This is a genomic window from Phenylobacterium sp., from assembly GCF_046590535.1.
GTDB lineage: Bacteria > Pseudomonadota > Alphaproteobacteria > Caulobacterales > Caulobacteraceae > Phenylobacterium.
On sequence record NZ_JBKJTG010000182.1, the window covers coordinates 1 to 14778 of the forward strand.

Consider the following 14778-nt stretch of genomic DNA (forward strand, 5'->3'; position numbering starts at 1 on the left):
CTCCAGCACCCGATCCCCCGGCCTGGCGTCGCACGCCGCCGCCAGCAGCGCCGCATCCAGCCCGGCGCGATAGCCTCGCGAGGGCTGGCGCAGGCTCACGCGCCCGTCGAGAACGCGATCCTCGGTGACAGCCTCCATTGGAGCTTTGAGCCTCGAAGTCTCTTGGTTGCGCGCGGGGGTCGCTTGACCGTGCCCTATCGCGTCACCATTGTCCCCGGCAAACGGCGGCAGGCCTCCCCAGCTCGCGCCGGCCCCCGACAGGAGCTTGAAACCCGCGTGGACGCCCGCACGGCCATTGCCGAGAAGCCGCCGTCCCTGGACGCGTTGCTGGCGCTCGCGGCGCCCGACATGGCGGCTGTGGACACACTGATCCGCAAGCACATGGACAGCCCCGTGCCGGTGATCCCGGCCCTGGCCGACCACCTGATCGCGGGCTCCGCCAAGCGGCTGCGGCCCCTTATCACCGTCGCCGCGGCCAGGCTGGCCGGGGCCCGCGACGACGCCTGCCTGAAGCTGGCCGCGGCGGTGGAGTTCATCCACACCGCCACCCTGCTGCACGACGACGTGGTGGATTCCTCGCAGCTTCGGCGCGGCCGGGTAGCGGCGCACCTGATCTGGGGCGCGCCGTCCAGCGTGCTGGTGGGCGACTTCCTGTTCGCCCGGGCTTTCGAGTTGATGGTCGGGGCAGGCTCGATGCCGGCCCTGGAGATCCTGGCCCGGGCCAGCCGGGTGATCGCCGAGGGCGAGGTGTTGCAGCTCACCCGCGCCCACGATCTGGACCTCAGCCAAGAGGTCTACCTGGAGATCATCAAGGCCAAGACCGCGGAGCTGTTCGCCGCCGCGGCCGAGGCCGGCGCGGTCTCCGCCGGCGCGTCTCCAGAACGCTGCCGGGCGCTGCGCAGCTTCGGCCAGCATCTGGGCCTGGCCTTCCAATTGGTGGATGACGCCCTGGACTATTCCGGCGACAGCGAAACCCTGGGCAAGAACCCCGGCGACGATTTTCGAGAGGGCAAGGCCACCCTGCCGCTCTTGTTGGCCATGGCGCGCACGCCCGGCGAGCGCGACTTCTGGGTCCGCACCATCGACCGCCGCGAGCAGGCCGACGGCGACTTCGAGCGGGCGCTCGAACTCATGCGCCAGACCGGCGCCCTGGACGCCACGCTCGACCTCGCTGGGCGCTACACGGACAGCGCCAAGGCGGCGCTGGCGGGCTTCGGCTCCAACATCTGGCGGCCGGCCCTGCAGGAACTGGCCGACTTCGCGGTCATGCGGCGTTCCTAGAGCGCCAACGCAGCTCTACTCTAGGAACCCAACCACCGTTCAAACGCTCTCCGCCCCCAGGGAGGCCAGTATGTTTGCAGGGTTGAGACTATCCACGCTGGGCGCGTTCACGCCGGAATTTCCGGACGCCGAGATGCTCCACCTGGGGCTGGCGAAGTGGAACCGCCGGCGCCTCGCGGTCGCCCTGCCCACCGCCGACTGGCGCCAGGATCTCAATGCGGATCACGCGATGCTGCGGCTGGAAGGCGCCTTCGTCGAGGCGTTCCGCGCCCACGTGGCGCCCCTGGTGGCCGACGTGCCCACCGATCCCGCCGGGTTCATCAGCTGGTTCGACGCCCTGAAGGACGCCGGCCCCGGCCAGTGGGATCCTCTGTTCGCCTGGCTGGAGACCGAGGCGGACCTTGAGCAAATGAAGTGGTTCCTGACCCAGGAGGCGGCCGGCGAGGCGGGGTTCGACGACCTCGTGGCCCTGACCCAGTTGAAGCTGCCAGACCGGGCGAAGCTCGAACTGGCCCGCAACTACTGGGACGAGATGGGCCGCGGCTCCATGGGTGGCATGCACGGGCCGATGCTGAACCGCACGGTCGCGGGCCTGGGCCTGGCGCCCACCATCGACGGCACCTGCTGGCAGTCGCTGGCGCTGGCCAACACCATGACCGCCTTCGCCACCACCCGGCGCTACACCTACCAGTCCGTCGGCGCCCTGGGCGTGGTGGAGCTGACCGCCCCCACCCGAGTCGGCGCCGTGGCCGAGGGCCTCAAGCGCCTGGGTTGCACGCCCGAGCAGCGCAAGTATTTCGTCCTCCACGCGCAACTCGACGTGGAGCATTCCAGGGCCTGGAACGCCGAGGCGCTGGTCCCGCTGGTCGAGGCCGATCCAGCCTGCGCCCAGCACATCGCCGAGGGCGCGGTCATGCGCCTGATCTGCGGCGAGCAGTGCTTCGAGACCTACCGCGCGCACCTTTGGGCCCACGCCCACCCGCTGGTCTACGCGGCCGAGTAGGGGCTACTCGCTGAACGGGTGGGGCAGGCGGCCAGCTTTGAACAGGATCACCGGATTCTCATCGTAGTCGCCCATTTCGGTGTCCGCCGTGGCGGAGAACGCCACGACGCCGACCCGCAAGGGGCCCAGGCGTTCGGCCTTGCGGCGGGCCTCTTCCGCCGTCTTGCAGCCCATCTGCTGCTCGGCCTTCAGCGCTTTGCCGCGGCCGGCGATATAGGACTGCACGATGTAGACGGTTTCCTTGGCCATGGCGCCTTCACGCGCCGGTTCGCGGGGCGGGTCAAGCCGTTCAGCCCGGGCCGAGCATGTTCTCCGGGCGCACCAGGGCGTCGAACTCCGCATCGGTGACAAAGCCGCCCCCCACCGCCTCCTGCCGAAGGGTCGTGCCGTTCTTGTGGGCAGTCTTGGCGATCAGGGCGGCGTTATCGTAGCCGATCTTCGGCGTCAGTGCGGTGACCAGCATCAGGGAGCGCTCCATGGCCGCCTTGATGTTGTCCTCGCGCGCCTCAATGCCCACCACCATGTTGTCGGTGAAGGAGATCGCCGCGTCGCCGAGAAGGCGGCAGGATTGCAGGAAATTGTAGGCCATCACCGGGTTGAACACGTTCAGCTCGAAATGCCCCTGGGAGCCGGCGAAGGCCATGGTGGTCTGATTGCCCATCACCTGGGCGCAGACCATGGTCAGGGCTTCCGCCTGGGTGGGGTTGACCTTGCCAGGCATGATCGAGGAGCCGGGCTCGTTCTCCGGCAGGGAGAGCTCGCCCAGGCCCGAGCGCGGACCCGAGCCCAGGAAGCGGATGTCGTTGCCGATCTTGAACAGCGCCGCGGCCGCGGCGGTGAGCGCCCCGTGGCTGAACACCATGGCGTCGTGGGCGGCCAGCGCCTCGAACTTGTTGGGCGCGGTGATGAACGGCAGGCGGGTGATCGCCGCGATCCGCTCGGCCACCTTCTCGGCGAAGCCCACCGGCGCGTTCAGCCCCGTGCCCACCGCCGTCCCGCCCTGGGCCAGTTCGTAGAGGCCGTAGAGAGTGTCCTTCAGGCGCCGGACCGACATGCTCACCTGGTGGGCGTAGCCGGAGAACTCCTGGCCCAGGGTCAGGGGCGTGGCGTCCTGGGTGTGGGTGCGGCCAATCTTGATGATGTGGGCGAAGGCCTTGATCTTGGCGTTGAGCGCTGCGTGCAGATGCTCCAGCGCCGGCATCACCCGGCGGGCGACTTCCTCGGCGCAGGCGATGTGCATGGCCGTGGGATAGGTGTCGTTGGACGACTGGCTCATGTTGACGTGATCGTTGGGGTGGACCGGGCTCTTCGACCCCATTTGGCCGCCAAGCATCTCAATGGCGCGGTTCGAGATCACCTCATTGGCGTTCATGTTCGACTGGGTGCCGGAGCCGGTCTGCCAGACCACCAGCGGGAAATGGTCGTCGAGCTTGCCCTCGATAACCTCCTGGGCGGCGGTGACGATGGCGTTTCCGATGGCCGGGTCCAGCCGGCCGAGCGCCATGTTGGCCTCAGCGGCGGCGCGTTTGACCACCCCCAGCGCCTTGATCACCGGCAGCGGCTGGCGCTCCCAGCCGATTTTGAAATTACCCAGGGAGCGCTGCGTCTGGGCCCCCCAGTACCGGTCGGCCGCCACCTCGATGGCGCCGAAGCTGTCGGTCTCGGTGCGGGTCGCGGTCATCGGCGGGCTCCAGCGGGGTCGCGGGGCCGGTTTAGCGGCACGACGCGAGACTGCAAAGAGTTGCGCTCCCCTTCGCGCAGCGTCATATAGCCAGATAAATAGCCAGGAGGTGGCGATGCGCGTCGGCGTGCTAGAGGCCAAGAACCGTCTCTCGGAGCTGCTTGAGGCGGCCGGTCGAGGTGAAGAGGTGATCATCACTAAACGCGGGGAGCCGGTCGCGACCCTCAACCCCATCCGCAGGCGGCTCACGCCGGAAGCGGCCGAGGCGCTGATGACCCGTGTACGCGAGCGCCGGGAGAAACTTGGCTTTACGACCACCTGGGACGAGCTGAAGAAGGATCGCGACGAGGGGAGGCGGTGAGCCTGGTCATAGACTGCTCAATCGCCATCGCCTGGCTCATGCCTGACGAACAGGCCGCCGAGGCGGATCGGGCGATGGAGGCGGTCATTCGGACGGGCGCCGAAGTTCCCGCCCTCTTCCTGCCGGAAATCGGCAACGTCCTCCTGATGAACGAGCGCCGCGGGAGAATCCTCTCCACGCTCACGCTTCTGGCTGATCTCCTCAGCCTGGAACTGCGCCAAGATCTGAGCCCGTCGCACGAACGGATCGCCCAAGCGATCGCGCTGGCCGAACGCCACCGACTTAGCGTTTACGACGCGTCCTATCTTGAACTTGCGCGACGCCTCAGCCTCCCGCTCGCGACGCTGGATGGAGCCTTGCGACGAGCGGCGGGGGAAGCGGGCGTCGCCTTGTTCGACGCGTGACCGACGCCTGGACCCAGCACGGCAAGGTGCGCGCCCGCGAGGCCGACGGCGCCATCGAGGTGGTGATCGACGGCCTGACCACCCAGGCCAAGTACTACAAGCCCCTGATCTACGAGTTCTTCCGCAAGGCGTGGCGCGGCTCGCGGCCCGCCTGGGGGGAGTTCGCCGTGGAGATCCGCATGGAATATGTCGGCGACCCGCCGTGGCTCGACCTCGACAACCTCGCCAAAGCCATCCTCGACGCCATCAAGGGCTATGTGTTTCACGATGACGCCCAGGTGGCGCGGCTGCTGGTGGAGCGGGTGGCCGGAGAGCGCGAGCGGATCACCGTCACGGCGCGAAGACTGCCGGAGACGCCGGGCGCGGCGCATCCCTAGAGCGCTATTCGCTCCGATAGACTCGGAGCGGCGCCCAGATCCTTGTTTTGTCGCGCTTTCTGACGCCGAACGGGCAGCCACTTCGGCGGAAGGCGCTCTGGAAAAGGCAACGGCCGCGCCCAGGGGGTGAGCGCGGCCGCCTACTTCGCGAACCTGTCCGGGGGAATGAACGGCTCAGCGATACTGTTGGATACGCGTGGTGCGCAGGCCGGCCAGGCCATGCCGGTCGATGGACCGCTGCCAGGCCAGGAACTCCTCAGACGTCAGGCCATAGCGATCCAGCGCGTCCTCGAGAGGGATGAGTCCGCCACGCACCGCGGCCACCACCTCGGCCTTTCTGCGGATCACCCACCGCCCGGTGTTCGGCGGCGGGAGGTCGTTGATCGTCAAAGGCGCACCGGTGGGGCCGATGACATAAGCCTCGCCGCGGTTGTTCGTGCGCGTCTGCTGTTGCTGCAACATGGCTTTACGCCTTTCCCACCATCACTGTTGGACGGCAATGTACGCAGCGGGCCCTAACAGCCGCTGAATCGTGATAGTAAAGAAACAACTAATCATTCATTCCCCGTGTACTAAATCGAAACACAAAATATAGTTTACGGCGATTAACCTGAATTAACATTTGGTATTACCGCTTGATGTTGATTAACTCTTCCAACATCTGGTCGGCAGTGGTGATGATCTTGGAGGATGCCGAGTAGGCCTTCTGGGTGGCGATCAAACCGGTGAACTCCGCGGAGAGGTCGACGGTCGAGGCTTCCAGACTGGAGGGCGAGATGTTGCCCGCGCCGCCCTCGCCAGCTTCCTTGACCACCATCTGGCCGGCCGGGATGGTCACCCGGTAGGCGTTGCCGCTCACCGCCTGCAGGCCGTCGGCGTTGGGGAAGGTGGCGACGCCGATCTTGGCGACCTTGCGGATCTGGCTGTTGTCGAAGATCGCCGAGACAATCCCGTCCTCGCCCACCTGCACGCCCACAACGTTGCCGACTCCGGCCCCGTTGGAGGTGACCGAGTTGACCGTGGAGATGGCCGCGTATTGCGACAGCTTGGTGAGGTCCAGCGCGATGGTCTGGGCGCCGATGCCCAGAGCGTCGGCCCATTTCGGGTTGGCCCCGCCTGAGGCGTTGAGCGCCACGGTGGCCGCGGCCCCGGCGGCGCCGAACAGGGTGGTGGTGGCCAGGTCGATGGTGCCGTCCTGGTTGAACTTCACCAGGCCGGTCTTGATCTGGCCCGGACGACCGGCGACCGCGACGTCGGTGGCCGGGATGGCGTGGATCTCCGCGTGCCAGGTGTTGGGCGTGACCGCGGCCGCCTTCAGGAAGGAGATCGCGATCTTGTGCGACCCGCCGACCGAGTCGATGACGTTCATCTCCATGACGAAGTCAGGCTTGGTGCCGGTGGTGGGATCGACCGCGTAGTCGCTCATCGAGGCGGCGGCGCCGGGGAGGTAGGCGCCGACCCCGGCGGAGATCACCCCGGCCTTGTCGAGGTTGGCGCTGAGCCCAAGCTTGGTGGTGGCCGCGACGGCCGCGCCCAGGTTCTTGATGTTGATCGAAGCCATCTTGTTCAGGTCCGACGGATTGACGTCGAACGTGCCGTTGGCCTTCACCGGCCAGCCCTGCAGGTAGAGCTTGGCGTCGTTCACAAGATAACCGTCGGCGTCGACGTTGAACGAACCCGAGCGGGTGAACTTGCGCCCGTCGGCCGCGGTCAGGCCCGCGCCCTTCTCGGCGACGATGAAGAAGCCGTCGCCGGAGATGGCCATGTCCGTCGTGGAGCCGGAACTCTGGATGAGGCCCTGCTGGCTGACGAACTGGCGGCTGACGCCCTGGACGCCGCCGGCGGAATACTTGCCGCTCACCGACTGGGCGGTGACCACGTTGGCGAAGTTCACCTGGTTGCGCTTGTAGGCGACGGTGTTGACGTTGGAGATGTTGTCCGAGATGGCCGCGAGCGCAGAGGAGTTGGCCACCAACCCCGAGACGCCTGCGAGCATGGCTGAACTGATGCTCATTGGTACTTTCCGTTCTTATCCTTGAGCAGATCCGCGTCCTGCGGAGAGAGCCGGCCGATCAGGCCGCTGCTGGAGACGACGTTTGGCCGCCGGGGCTGATGGGTTCGCGGATGGTCGTGACCTTTTCCCAGGACACCTGACCGCCGTTGATGGTGATGAGCGTCTGGCCGGCGGCCTGTTCGACGCCGGTGACGCGGCCCTGCACATAGGCCGTGGCGGGCACGGTCGCGCCGCTGCCGTCCTTGGCCGAGATCCGTAGGGTGTAGACGCCGCCGTTGGGCAGTTGCGCGCCGCTCTGGTCCCTACCGTTCCACGACAGCGCGTGGTCGCCGGCGCCGTTGCCGGTGGGCGCCACGACGTGGACCACCCTGCCGGCGGAATCGATCACCTCGAGCTTCACGTCGGTAGCGGCCCGGTCGAGCTTGTAGATCCACTCGGCCTTGCCGCCGGAGATCGCGGTGGTGTCGCTGGTGGCGCGCACGTCCTTGCCGATCAGGCTGACCGCGGTGGCGACCCCGTTGCCAGTGTTGCCCACCAGCTTCTTCAGGAGGTCGTTGGTGAGGAGCTGCTGCTCCACCCCGGTCATCTGCACGATCTGCTGGGTGAACTGGTTGGAGTCCATCGGCGACAGCGGATCCTGGTTCTTGAGCTGCGTGGTCAGGAGCGACAGGAAGGTGTCGAAGCTTTCCGCCAGGCGGGCCCGGCCGGTGGCGGCGCTGTCGACCTTGGCGGTCCCGGCGGCGGCGTTGGCGGCGTTGATGTCCATGCTTCGGTCCTTAGATCCGCACGTCGACGCCGGCGTTCACGCCACGTCGAAGGTTGAGTTCGCCTATCGCCGCGGCCTCGGCGCCACCGGCGGTCTCCAGGGCGGCCTGGAAGGCCCGGCCACGGAAGCCCGCGCCGGCCTCACCGTGTTGCTGGTGGTGGGCCTGCTGGTGCGGCTGCCCGCGGTCGCCGGCCACGTCGAAGGAAATCCTGCCCGCCAGGTCGAAGCCGGCCTGCTCCAGCGCCCGGTGCAGATCGCCGGCGCGCGCGCGCAGCTCGGCGGCGGCCTGCGGGTTGTCGAAGATCATGGCCGCGGTGATCCTGCCGTGAGCGCCGATCTCCAGGCGCACGTCCACGCGGCCGAGGCCGACGGGGTCGAGCTCCAGGTCGAAGCGGGTGGAGCGGCCCTCCAGCTTCTTGACGATCTGAGCGGTGAGGTTGGCCACCGTCTCCGGCGCGCCGCGGACCAGGGGCGCAGCGGCGGGCAGGGGCCCGGCGGCCATGGCGCGGGCCTCGCCGGCGGCGGGGCGGATGTCGTGGGTTTCCGCGTGATCCTCGGCGACGCCCGGCTCGGCGATGGCGGTCTTCTCGACGCCAGCGGCGGGTGTCCGCGCCGGGTCGACCGGGGCAGCGGGCCCGCTGGCGGTGCGGATCGGCGCGGCTGCGGGTGCTGCGGCCTCGGGCTCGACGCGGCCCGCCGCCCGTTCGGTGCGGCCGGCCTTTTCACGCGGCGCGGGCGCCTGAGGGGGAGCGATCGGGGCAGCCGCCGGTGCGATCGTCGGCGTGATCGTCGACGCGACAGCGGCCGCCGGCTGCGCGGCGGTTTCGGCAGGGGACGCAGCGGCGACCGGCGCGGACGCCTCGGTCAGACTTGCGGCCTGGACGGGCAGGGCGGCGGCGGGCGCCGCAGGAGCCGCAGGAGCCGCTGGAGCGGGCGCCATCGGCGCGGGGGCCGCGACAGGGCGCGCCTGGACCGGGGCTGCGGCGACCTGCAGCGGTCCGGAGCGCGCGGGCTCGGTTGCGGTCGCCGGGGTGGCCTCGGTGGGCGCGGCGTCCCCATCCGGGAGACCGTCCGCGCGGCGCGCCGCTGGCGGTTGGGCCGTGGCGCGCTTCATCGGGTGAGGGTCTGCAACCACCTCGCGGGAGGCTGGAGACGGAGTGGTCACCGTCGCCACAACCACCGGCGCGGGCGCCGCGGCGGGCGCTGCGGCGGGCGCGGTCGGCATGGACGGCGCTTCAAGGATGTCCGGGGCGAGCAGCAGGGGATCGACCAGCGACCCGTCGCCAACCAGGATGTCCGTGCCGGGGTCGGCCGTCGCCGGCGTGGCGGCGTCGGGTTCGGACACCGCGTCCGGCGCGAGACCGGCGACATCGTCCGGCGCCGGGACGGCGGACGCCGGCGCGAGCGTGGCAGGGCTAAGCTCAATGCCAGGTGCAGGCGTCGCGGCAGGCGGGGACGTGGTCGGCGCCGCCGCCAGCGCCTGCGGGGCGCCGAACAGGGCGGTGAGCAGGGCTTCGAAGCCCGCCAGGGGGGCGGCCGCGGTCGCCGACAGCAGCGCCGGGCCCACGGCGGGCTGCGGTGTGGCGGCGGCAATGATCACGGACGCGGACATGCGTGAAAGGCGCTTTCCAGGGGTGGAGGTCGAGGAGCGCGTTTTGCGCCCGGCTCATTCGGTCTGGCCGGAGCAACCTTCGCGCCATCTGAACAACCGACGGAAATTGCTGGGGAAACACCATTCGTTCTGGGGCGCCGGGGCGGGCCTCTCCGGAGGAAATTGCCGGGCCGTCCGGGGCGCGGTGGGTCGTTACCTGCCGTGTGGCGCTGCGCCGGACCGGCATGGCGCCGGTCTTGCGCCGGAGTTTGCGAGTTCACCCGGTCCTTGAAGGGGCCGTCTTTGAAAAGCTTGCGGTTTTCCCGGCCGCTCGCGCGTGTGTTCGCTCACTCCCCGGCAGAAACCGCCGGGTCGCGCGTCAGCCTTTGCCGGGCGGAGAGTAAAGCGATGTCCCTAAGCGTGGCCCTCAAGACGGCCGCTTCCGGCCTGCAGGCGGCCCAGACCGGCCTGCGCGCCGTCTCCGACAACATCGCCAACGTCAACACCCCTGGCTATGTCCGCAAGGCGGTGGACCAGAAGCCCCTGGTGGTCGATGGCGTGGGCATGGGTGTCGAGGTGGCCGGCGTGCGCCGCGTCACCGACCAGTACCTGCAACTCGCCAGCCTGACGGCGGCTTCAGAGGCGGCCCGCTGGTCGGCGGTCTCGCAATACCTGGACAACGCCCAGAGCCTGTTCGGCGACCCCTCGGCTTCCAGCTTCTTCTTCAACCGCCTGGACAACATCTACGCCGCCTTCGCCACGGCCGCGGACGATCCGTCCTCCAGCCTGCTGCGCAGCCAGGCGCTCTCCAATACCCAGGATTTCCTGTCCGAGGCCGACCGGGTGAACGCCCAGCTCACCGAGCTTGGCCGCACCGTCGACACCCGCATCCTGGCGAGTATCGGCCGGGCCAACGACCTGCTCTCCCAGATCGACCAGCTGAACAGCGACATCAGCCGCGCAAAGCTGGTGCTGGCCGACGCCTCGGGCTCTGAGAACATCCAGAGCCAGTTGCTCGACGAGCTCTCCAAGCTGATGAGCGTGCGCGTGGTCGGGCGCGACCAGGGCGGGGTGGTCGTGCGCTCTGCGGAGGGCGTCGCCTTGGCTGGCGAGGGCGCCGCCGTGCTGACCTACAACCGCACAGACTCCACCCGCGGCTACATCTCCGCGACCCCGGCCGGGGGCGCCTCGGCCCAGCCGATCCAGGTGACTGGCGGCGAGGTCCGCGGGCTGATGGATCTGCGCGACCAGAAGCTCCCTGACCTGTCCGACCAGCTAGGCGAGTTCGTCTCGCGCGCAGTGGAGCGGATGAACGCCGCCCACAACGCCTCCAGCGCCATCCCCGCCCCGCTGGCCCTGACCGGCCGCGACACCGGCCTCGACCTGCCCTCCGCCATCACCGGATTCACCGGGGCCTCGACCGTGGCCATCGTCAATGCGTCCGGCGTCGTCCAGCGCAAGGTGGACATCAACTTCACCAGCGGACTGATGAGCACTGACAACGGCCCGGCCGTCGCCTTCACGCCGGCGAACTTCCTGGCCAACCTCAACGCCGGCCTGGGCGTCCTGGGCGCGGCGAGCTTCACGGGCGGCGCGCTCTCCATCGCCGCCACCGGGACCAACGGCGTGGCCATCGCCGAACTCTCGTCGATGAAGGCGGGACGCCAGTTCTCGCACTTCTTCGGTCTCAACGACATGGTCCGCTCCACCGGCTTCACCAGCTACGAGACCGGCCTGACCGCCTCGGCTGCGCACGGGTTCGTCGCTGGCGGCCAGATCGCCCTCAGACTGGCCCAACCGGACGGCAAGCCGATCCGCGACGTCACCGTCACCGTCCCGGCCGCCGCGAACATGAGCGACCTGCTCACGTCTCTGAACAGCAGCGCCACGGGGGTTGGCCTTTATGGCGCCTTCACCCTGAACGCCTCCGGCGCGCTCAGCTTCACCGGCTCCGCGCCGATGAACGCCGAACTTGCGGTGGTCAGCGACAACACCCAGCGCGGCGTCGGCGGGCCTTCGATCAGCCAGCTCTTTGGCCTGGGCGTCGTGGAACGCATCCAGCGCGCCGGCCGGTTCGACGTGGCCCAGGCGCTGGTCTCCGACCCGACCAAGCTGGCGCTGGGCCAGATCGACCTCACCGTCGCGGCCGGCCAGCCGGCGCTGCGGCCCGGCGACGGGCGCGGCGCGCTCGCCATGGCCGCGTCCGGCGATGTCACCGCAACCTTCCAGGCCGCCGGTTCGCTGGGCGTCGTGGCGATGACCGTGTCGCGCTACGCCTCGGAGTTCGGCGGCTCGATCGGACGCGAGGCGGCGGCGGCGGAGACCCGCAAGCTCAGCGCCGCGGCCGTGGAGACCGAGGCGGTCGCCCGACGGCAATCCGTGGAGGGCGTCAACCTCGACGAGGAACTCGTCAACCTCACCACCTATCAGCAGGCGTTCAACGCGTCGGCGCGCATGATCCAGGCGGCCAAGGACCTGTTCGACGTCCTGGTCGGCATGATCTGAGGAACAAGCACATGGTCACCCGCGTCTCCACCACCGGCAACTACTCTTCGGTCCTCGCCAACCTGATGGCCGCCCAGCAGCGGCAGATCGCGGCCGGCGACCAGCTGGCGACCCAGAAGAAGGGGTCGGACCTGAAGGACTACGCCAAGGACGCCGAACTGCTCACCGCCATGCGCTCCATCAAGACGCGGATCGAGGTCTACCAGGAGCAGAACGGCCTGATCGCCGACAAGCTCGTCACCCAGGACGCCGCCCTCAACCGGGTGGCCGACGCCGCGTTGGGGACCCGCCAGGCGATCGCCGAGGCCCTGGCCAGCGGCCGGGTCGACACCCTGGTGGAGGATATCCAGAACCAGCTTCGCAACGCCGCGGAGGGCATGAACGCCCGCTACGGCGGCAAGTACCTGTTCGCCGGCGGCCAGGTGGACACCCGGCCGGTGACCGCCACGTCGCTCGCCGACCTGACCGCCGGCCCGCCGATCAGCAGCTTCTTCCTCAACGATAACTTCAAGATCACCGCCAAGATCGACGACTCGACCAACGTCGCCACCGGCATCCTGGCCAAGGATCTGGGCACGGACATGCTGACCGCCTTCAAGACCTTCCAGACCTTCCAGCAGGGCGGCTCAGGCCCGTTCACGGGCACCATGACCGCCGCCCAGCGGACCTTCCTGGAGGGTCAGCTGGCCACCTGGGACGGCATCCGCGAGGACATCACCAACGAGGCCGCCCGCAACGGCCTGGTGCAGCGCCGCGTGGAGTCGGTGAAGGGCGACCTGCAGACCCGAAACAACGCCATCACCGGCATGATGGGCGACGTCACCGACGCCGACATGGCGATGGCCGCCACCCAGCTCCAAGCCGCCCAGCTCTCCGTGCAGGCCGCCGCGCAGGTGTTCATCTCCCTGCAGAACACCTCGCTGATCAACATCCTGAAGTAGCGCCGCGCTAGAGCCTTTCCCGTTCAAATGGACCCATCTGAACGGGATAAAAGAGCTCTAGATCAAAAGCTTGGAGCATCTTTCGTCCGAAAACCGCGTCACACTTTTCGGAAGATGCTCTAGATGCGGAACTCGTGGCCGATGCGGCCGACCAGGCGTTCGCCTTCCCAGACCTCGGCGGCGTATTGCCCGGCGCGCGCGTCCTCGGCGTGCTCCAGGGCCGCGCGGTCGGTGTCGAACCGGTCTTCGAGCTTGCCCTCGACGCGTTCTTCGCCGTCGAGGATGTAAATCCGGTAGATTGTCATGCGCATCCCCTGTCCAGTCAGGTGAAGGCGGGAGCTCATCTTGAGGCTCTCAGCCGCCGGCACCTGTGGTGTACCCGCCGACGATGGCCGCAGTTTAGCGCTTTTCTGTGACGCGCCGGATCACAATCTGGAGCGTCCCGGCGACGACAGATCAGCCGCATCTCACCGCCCCCCTCGCAAACCCCTGATCCAACAGCTAAATAGGCGGCGATGAACGCGCCCGTCTCCCTCTTGAGCGACGCCCCGGACGGCCTGATCCAGGCCGCCCGCGATGCCGTGCGCCTGCCGGTTGGCGCCCGGATTGTGGCGGCCATGTCCGGCGGGGTGGACTCCACGGTGACGGCGGCCCTGCTGGCGCGGGCCGGCTACGACGTGGTCGGCGTCACCCTGCAGCTCTACGACCACGGCGCGGCCGTCCAGAAGAAGGGCGCCTGCTGCGCCGGCCAGGACATCCACGACGCGCGCACCGCGGCCGAGAGCCTGGGCGTGCCGCACTATGTGCTCGACTACGAAAGCCGCTTCCGCGAGCAGGTCATCGAGGACTTCGCCGACGCCTATCTGCGGGGCGAAACGCCGATCCCCTGCGTGCGCTGCAATCAGACCGTGAAGTTCCGCGACCTGCTGGACGTGGCCCGCGACCTGGGCGCCGCAGCCATGGCCACGGGCCACTATGTGCGCCGCGACGTGGGCCCGGCCGGGCCTGAATTGCACCGGGCCTACGACCCCGCGCGCGACCAGAGCTATTTCCTGTTCGCCACCACGCCGGACCAGCTCGACTACCTGCGCTTCCCCCTGGGAGGCCTGCCCAAGCCGGTGGTGCGCCAGGCCGCCCAGGCCCTGGGGCTCAGCGTCGCCGACAAGCCCGACAGCCAGGACATCTGCTTCGTGCCGGAGGGCCGCTACACCACGGTGATCGACCGCCTGCGCCCGCACGGGGCGGAGCCGGGGGACATCGTCCACCTGGATGGCCGGGTGCTGGGCCGCCACGAGGGCGTCACCCGCTACACCGTCGGCCAGCGCCGGGGCCTGAATGTCGCCGTGGGTGATCCGTTGTTCGTGGTGAAGATCGACGCGGACAGCCGCCGGGTGGTCGTCGGCCCCCGCGAGGCGCTGATGACCCACGCCCTGACGCTGAAGGAGACCAACTGGCTGGGCGAGGGCTCAATCGAGGCGGCCTGCGAGGCCGGACGCCCGGTGCTGGCCCGGGTGCGCTCCACCCGCGAGCCGGTGGCCGGTCGCCTGGCCCTGGTCGACGGCCAGCCCGGCGTGGTGTTCGACGGCTCGGAAGAAGGTGTCGCCCCCGGTCAGGCCTGCGCCCTCTACGCCCCGGAAACCCCCACCCGCGTGCTGGGCGGCGGCTTCATCGCGGGAACCGTGCGCGACATCTAGGCTGTCATCCCTCCCCATGAAGGGGAGGGATCGCTATACCCCGCCGATGACCCAGACCTCCGACCCCGTCGTCATCGCGTCCTACGCCCGCACCCCCATGGGCGGTTTCCAGGGCGTGCTTGCCCCCATGAAGGCCACCGAGCTTGGCGCAGCCGCGGTG

15 protein-coding genes and 1 pseudogene are annotated in these 14778 nt (G+C 69.0%); 8 read left to right on the plus strand and 8 right to left on the minus strand.

The features are described from left to right. A pseudogene (locus ACLL81_RS10795) lies at nucleotides 1-138 on the minus strand (methyltransferase); the annotation flags it as partial. Nucleotides 139-276: 138 nt separating this feature from the next. Here ACLL81_RS10795 and ACLL81_RS10800 point away from each other — a divergent pair. Together ACLL81_RS10800 and ACLL81_RS10805 are read left to right on the plus strand one after the other, a co-directional pair. After that, a complete protein-coding gene (locus ACLL81_RS10800; protein WP_411288348.1) occupies nucleotides 277-1281 on the plus strand; it encodes a polyprenyl synthetase family protein in 1005 nt (334 codons plus the stop codon). 82 nt (nucleotides 1282-1363) lie between these two features. Beyond that, a complete protein-coding gene (locus tag ACLL81_RS10805) occupies nucleotides 1364-2284 on the plus strand; it encodes an iron-containing redox enzyme family protein (RefSeq protein ID WP_411288349.1) in 921 nt (306 codons plus the stop codon). Between the two features lie 3 nt (nucleotides 2285-2287). Here the strand turns inward: ACLL81_RS10805 and ACLL81_RS10810 are convergent, their stop codons facing one another. Next, entirely contained in the window at nucleotides 2288-2533 is a 246-nt protein-coding gene (locus ACLL81_RS10810) for a hypothetical protein (protein WP_411288350.1), read from the minus strand. A 40-nt stretch (nucleotides 2534-2573) separates the two neighbouring features. Beyond that, nucleotides 2574-3965, minus strand: a complete 1392-nt coding sequence (fumC, locus tag ACLL81_RS10815) for a class II fumarate hydratase (RefSeq protein WP_411288351.1) — start codon at nucleotides 3963-3965, stop codon at nucleotides 2574-2576. A gap of 115 nt (nucleotides 3966-4080) precedes the next feature. Here fumC and ACLL81_RS10820 point away from each other — a divergent pair, with 115 nt between their 5' ends. From ACLL81_RS10820 to ACLL81_RS10830, 3 genes are read left to right on the plus strand one after another with little or no spacing between them, the layout of a single operon-like run. Further along, nucleotides 4081-4326: a type II toxin-antitoxin system Phd/YefM family antitoxin gene (locus tag ACLL81_RS10820; RefSeq protein WP_411288352.1), complete on the plus strand. Its 246-nt coding sequence runs from the start codon at nucleotides 4081-4083 to the stop codon at nucleotides 4324-4326. Beyond that, entirely contained in the window at nucleotides 4323-4730 is a 408-nt protein-coding gene (locus tag ACLL81_RS10825; RefSeq protein ID WP_411288353.1) for a type II toxin-antitoxin system VapC family toxin, read from the plus strand. The genes ACLL81_RS10820 and ACLL81_RS10825 overlap by 4 nt, the downstream gene beginning before the upstream one ends. Then, nucleotides 4727-5107, plus strand: a complete 381-nt coding sequence (locus tag ACLL81_RS10830) for a RusA family crossover junction endodeoxyribonuclease (protein ID WP_411288354.1) — start codon at nucleotides 4727-4729, stop codon at nucleotides 5105-5107. Before ACLL81_RS10825 ends, ACLL81_RS10830 begins: the two co-directional genes overlap by 4 nt. 174 nt (nucleotides 5108-5281) lie before the next feature. Here ACLL81_RS10830 and ACLL81_RS10835 read toward each other — a convergent pair whose 3' ends face one another. The 4 genes from ACLL81_RS10835 to ACLL81_RS10850 all read right to left on the minus strand — a co-directional run bounded on the left by ACLL81_RS10835 (nucleotide 5282) and on the right by ACLL81_RS10850 (nucleotide 9499). Beyond that, the gene (locus ACLL81_RS10835) at nucleotides 5282-5569 is read right to left on the minus strand and encodes a DUF1153 domain-containing protein (protein WP_411288355.1); all 288 of its coding nucleotides are present in this window, start codon (nucleotides 5567-5569) and stop codon (nucleotides 5282-5284) included. Nucleotides 5570-5735: 166 nt separating this feature from the next. Next, the gene (locus ACLL81_RS10840; protein WP_411288356.1) at nucleotides 5736-7121 is read right to left on the minus strand and encodes a flagellar hook protein FlgE; all 1386 of its coding nucleotides are present in this window, start codon (nucleotides 7119-7121) and stop codon (nucleotides 5736-5738) included. A gap of 58 nt (nucleotides 7122-7179) precedes the next feature. Beyond that, a complete protein-coding gene (locus ACLL81_RS10845; RefSeq protein ID WP_411288357.1) occupies nucleotides 7180-7887 on the minus strand; it encodes a flagellar hook assembly protein FlgD in 708 nt (235 codons plus the stop codon). Nucleotides 7888-7897: 10 nt separating this feature from the next. Beyond that, nucleotides 7898-9499, minus strand: a complete 1602-nt coding sequence (locus ACLL81_RS10850) for a flagellar hook-length control protein FliK (RefSeq protein ID WP_411288358.1) — start codon at nucleotides 9497-9499, stop codon at nucleotides 7898-7900. A gap of 387 nt (nucleotides 9500-9886) precedes the next feature. Between ACLL81_RS10850 and flgK the strand changes: the two genes are divergently transcribed. Both flgK and ACLL81_RS10860 read left to right on the plus strand, forming a co-directional pair. Beyond that, nucleotides 9887-11983 carry a flagellar hook-associated protein FlgK gene (flgK, locus tag ACLL81_RS10855; protein WP_411288359.1) on the plus strand — a complete coding sequence of 699 codons (2097 nt, stop codon included), beginning with the start codon at nucleotides 9887-9889 and terminating at the stop codon, nucleotides 11981-11983. An 11-nt stretch (nucleotides 11984-11994) separates the two neighbouring features. Further along, a complete protein-coding gene (locus ACLL81_RS10860; RefSeq protein ID WP_411288360.1) occupies nucleotides 11995-12924 on the plus strand; it encodes a flagellin in 930 nt (309 codons plus the stop codon). 119 nt (nucleotides 12925-13043) lie between these two features. On the opposite strand, the gene ACLL81_RS10865 is transcribed toward ACLL81_RS10860, so the two are convergent. Then, the gene (locus ACLL81_RS10865; RefSeq protein WP_411288361.1) at nucleotides 13044-13268 is read right to left on the minus strand and encodes a hypothetical protein; all 225 of its coding nucleotides are present in this window, start codon (nucleotides 13266-13268) and stop codon (nucleotides 13044-13046) included. A gap of 171 nt (nucleotides 13269-13439) precedes the next feature. On the opposite strand from ACLL81_RS10865, the gene mnmA reads away from it, so the two are divergent. Next, nucleotides 13440-14618 carry a tRNA 2-thiouridine(34) synthase MnmA gene (mnmA, locus tag ACLL81_RS10870; protein ID WP_411288362.1) on the plus strand — a complete coding sequence of 393 codons (1179 nt, stop codon included), beginning with the start codon at nucleotides 13440-13442 and terminating at the stop codon, nucleotides 14616-14618. The last annotated feature ends 160 nt before the right edge of the window (nucleotides 14619-14778 follow it).

Coding starts and splice junctions, on each gene's coding strand:
- ACLL81_RS10865 (WP_411288361.1), bottom strand. CDS start 13,268: ATGAGCTCCCGCCTTCACCTGACTGGACAGGGGATGCGCATGACAATC.
- ACLL81_RS10845 (WP_411288357.1), bottom strand. CDS start 7,887: ATGGACATCAACGCCGCCAACGCCGCCGCCGGGACCGCCAAGGTCGAC.
- mnmA (WP_411288362.1), top strand. CDS start 13,440: ATGAACGCGCCCGTCTCCCTCTTGAGCGACGCCCCGGACGGCCTGATC.
- ACLL81_RS10860 (WP_411288360.1), top strand. CDS start 11,995: ATGGTCACCCGCGTCTCCACCACCGGCAACTACTCTTCGGTCCTCGCC.
- ACLL81_RS10840 (WP_411288356.1), bottom strand. CDS start 7,121: ATGAGCATCAGTTCAGCCATGCTCGCAGGCGTCTCGGGGTTGGTGGCC.
- ACLL81_RS10810 (WP_411288350.1), bottom strand. CDS start 2,533: ATGGCCAAGGAAACCGTCTACATCGTGCAGTCCTATATCGCCGGCCGC.
- fumC (WP_411288351.1), bottom strand. CDS start 3,965: ATGACCGCGACCCGCACCGAGACCGACAGCTTCGGCGCCATCGAGGTG.
- ACLL81_RS10820 (WP_411288352.1), top strand. CDS start 4,081: ATGCGCGTCGGCGTGCTAGAGGCCAAGAACCGTCTCTCGGAGCTGCTT.
- ACLL81_RS10835 (WP_411288355.1), bottom strand. CDS start 5,569: ATGTTGCAGCAACAGCAGACGCGCACGAACAACCGCGGCGAGGCTTAT.
- flgK (WP_411288359.1), top strand. CDS start 9,887: ATGTCCCTAAGCGTGGCCCTCAAGACGGCCGCTTCCGGCCTGCAGGCG.
- ACLL81_RS10850 (WP_411288358.1), bottom strand. CDS start 9,499: ATGTCCGCGTCCGTGATCATTGCCGCCGCCACACCGCAGCCCGCCGTG.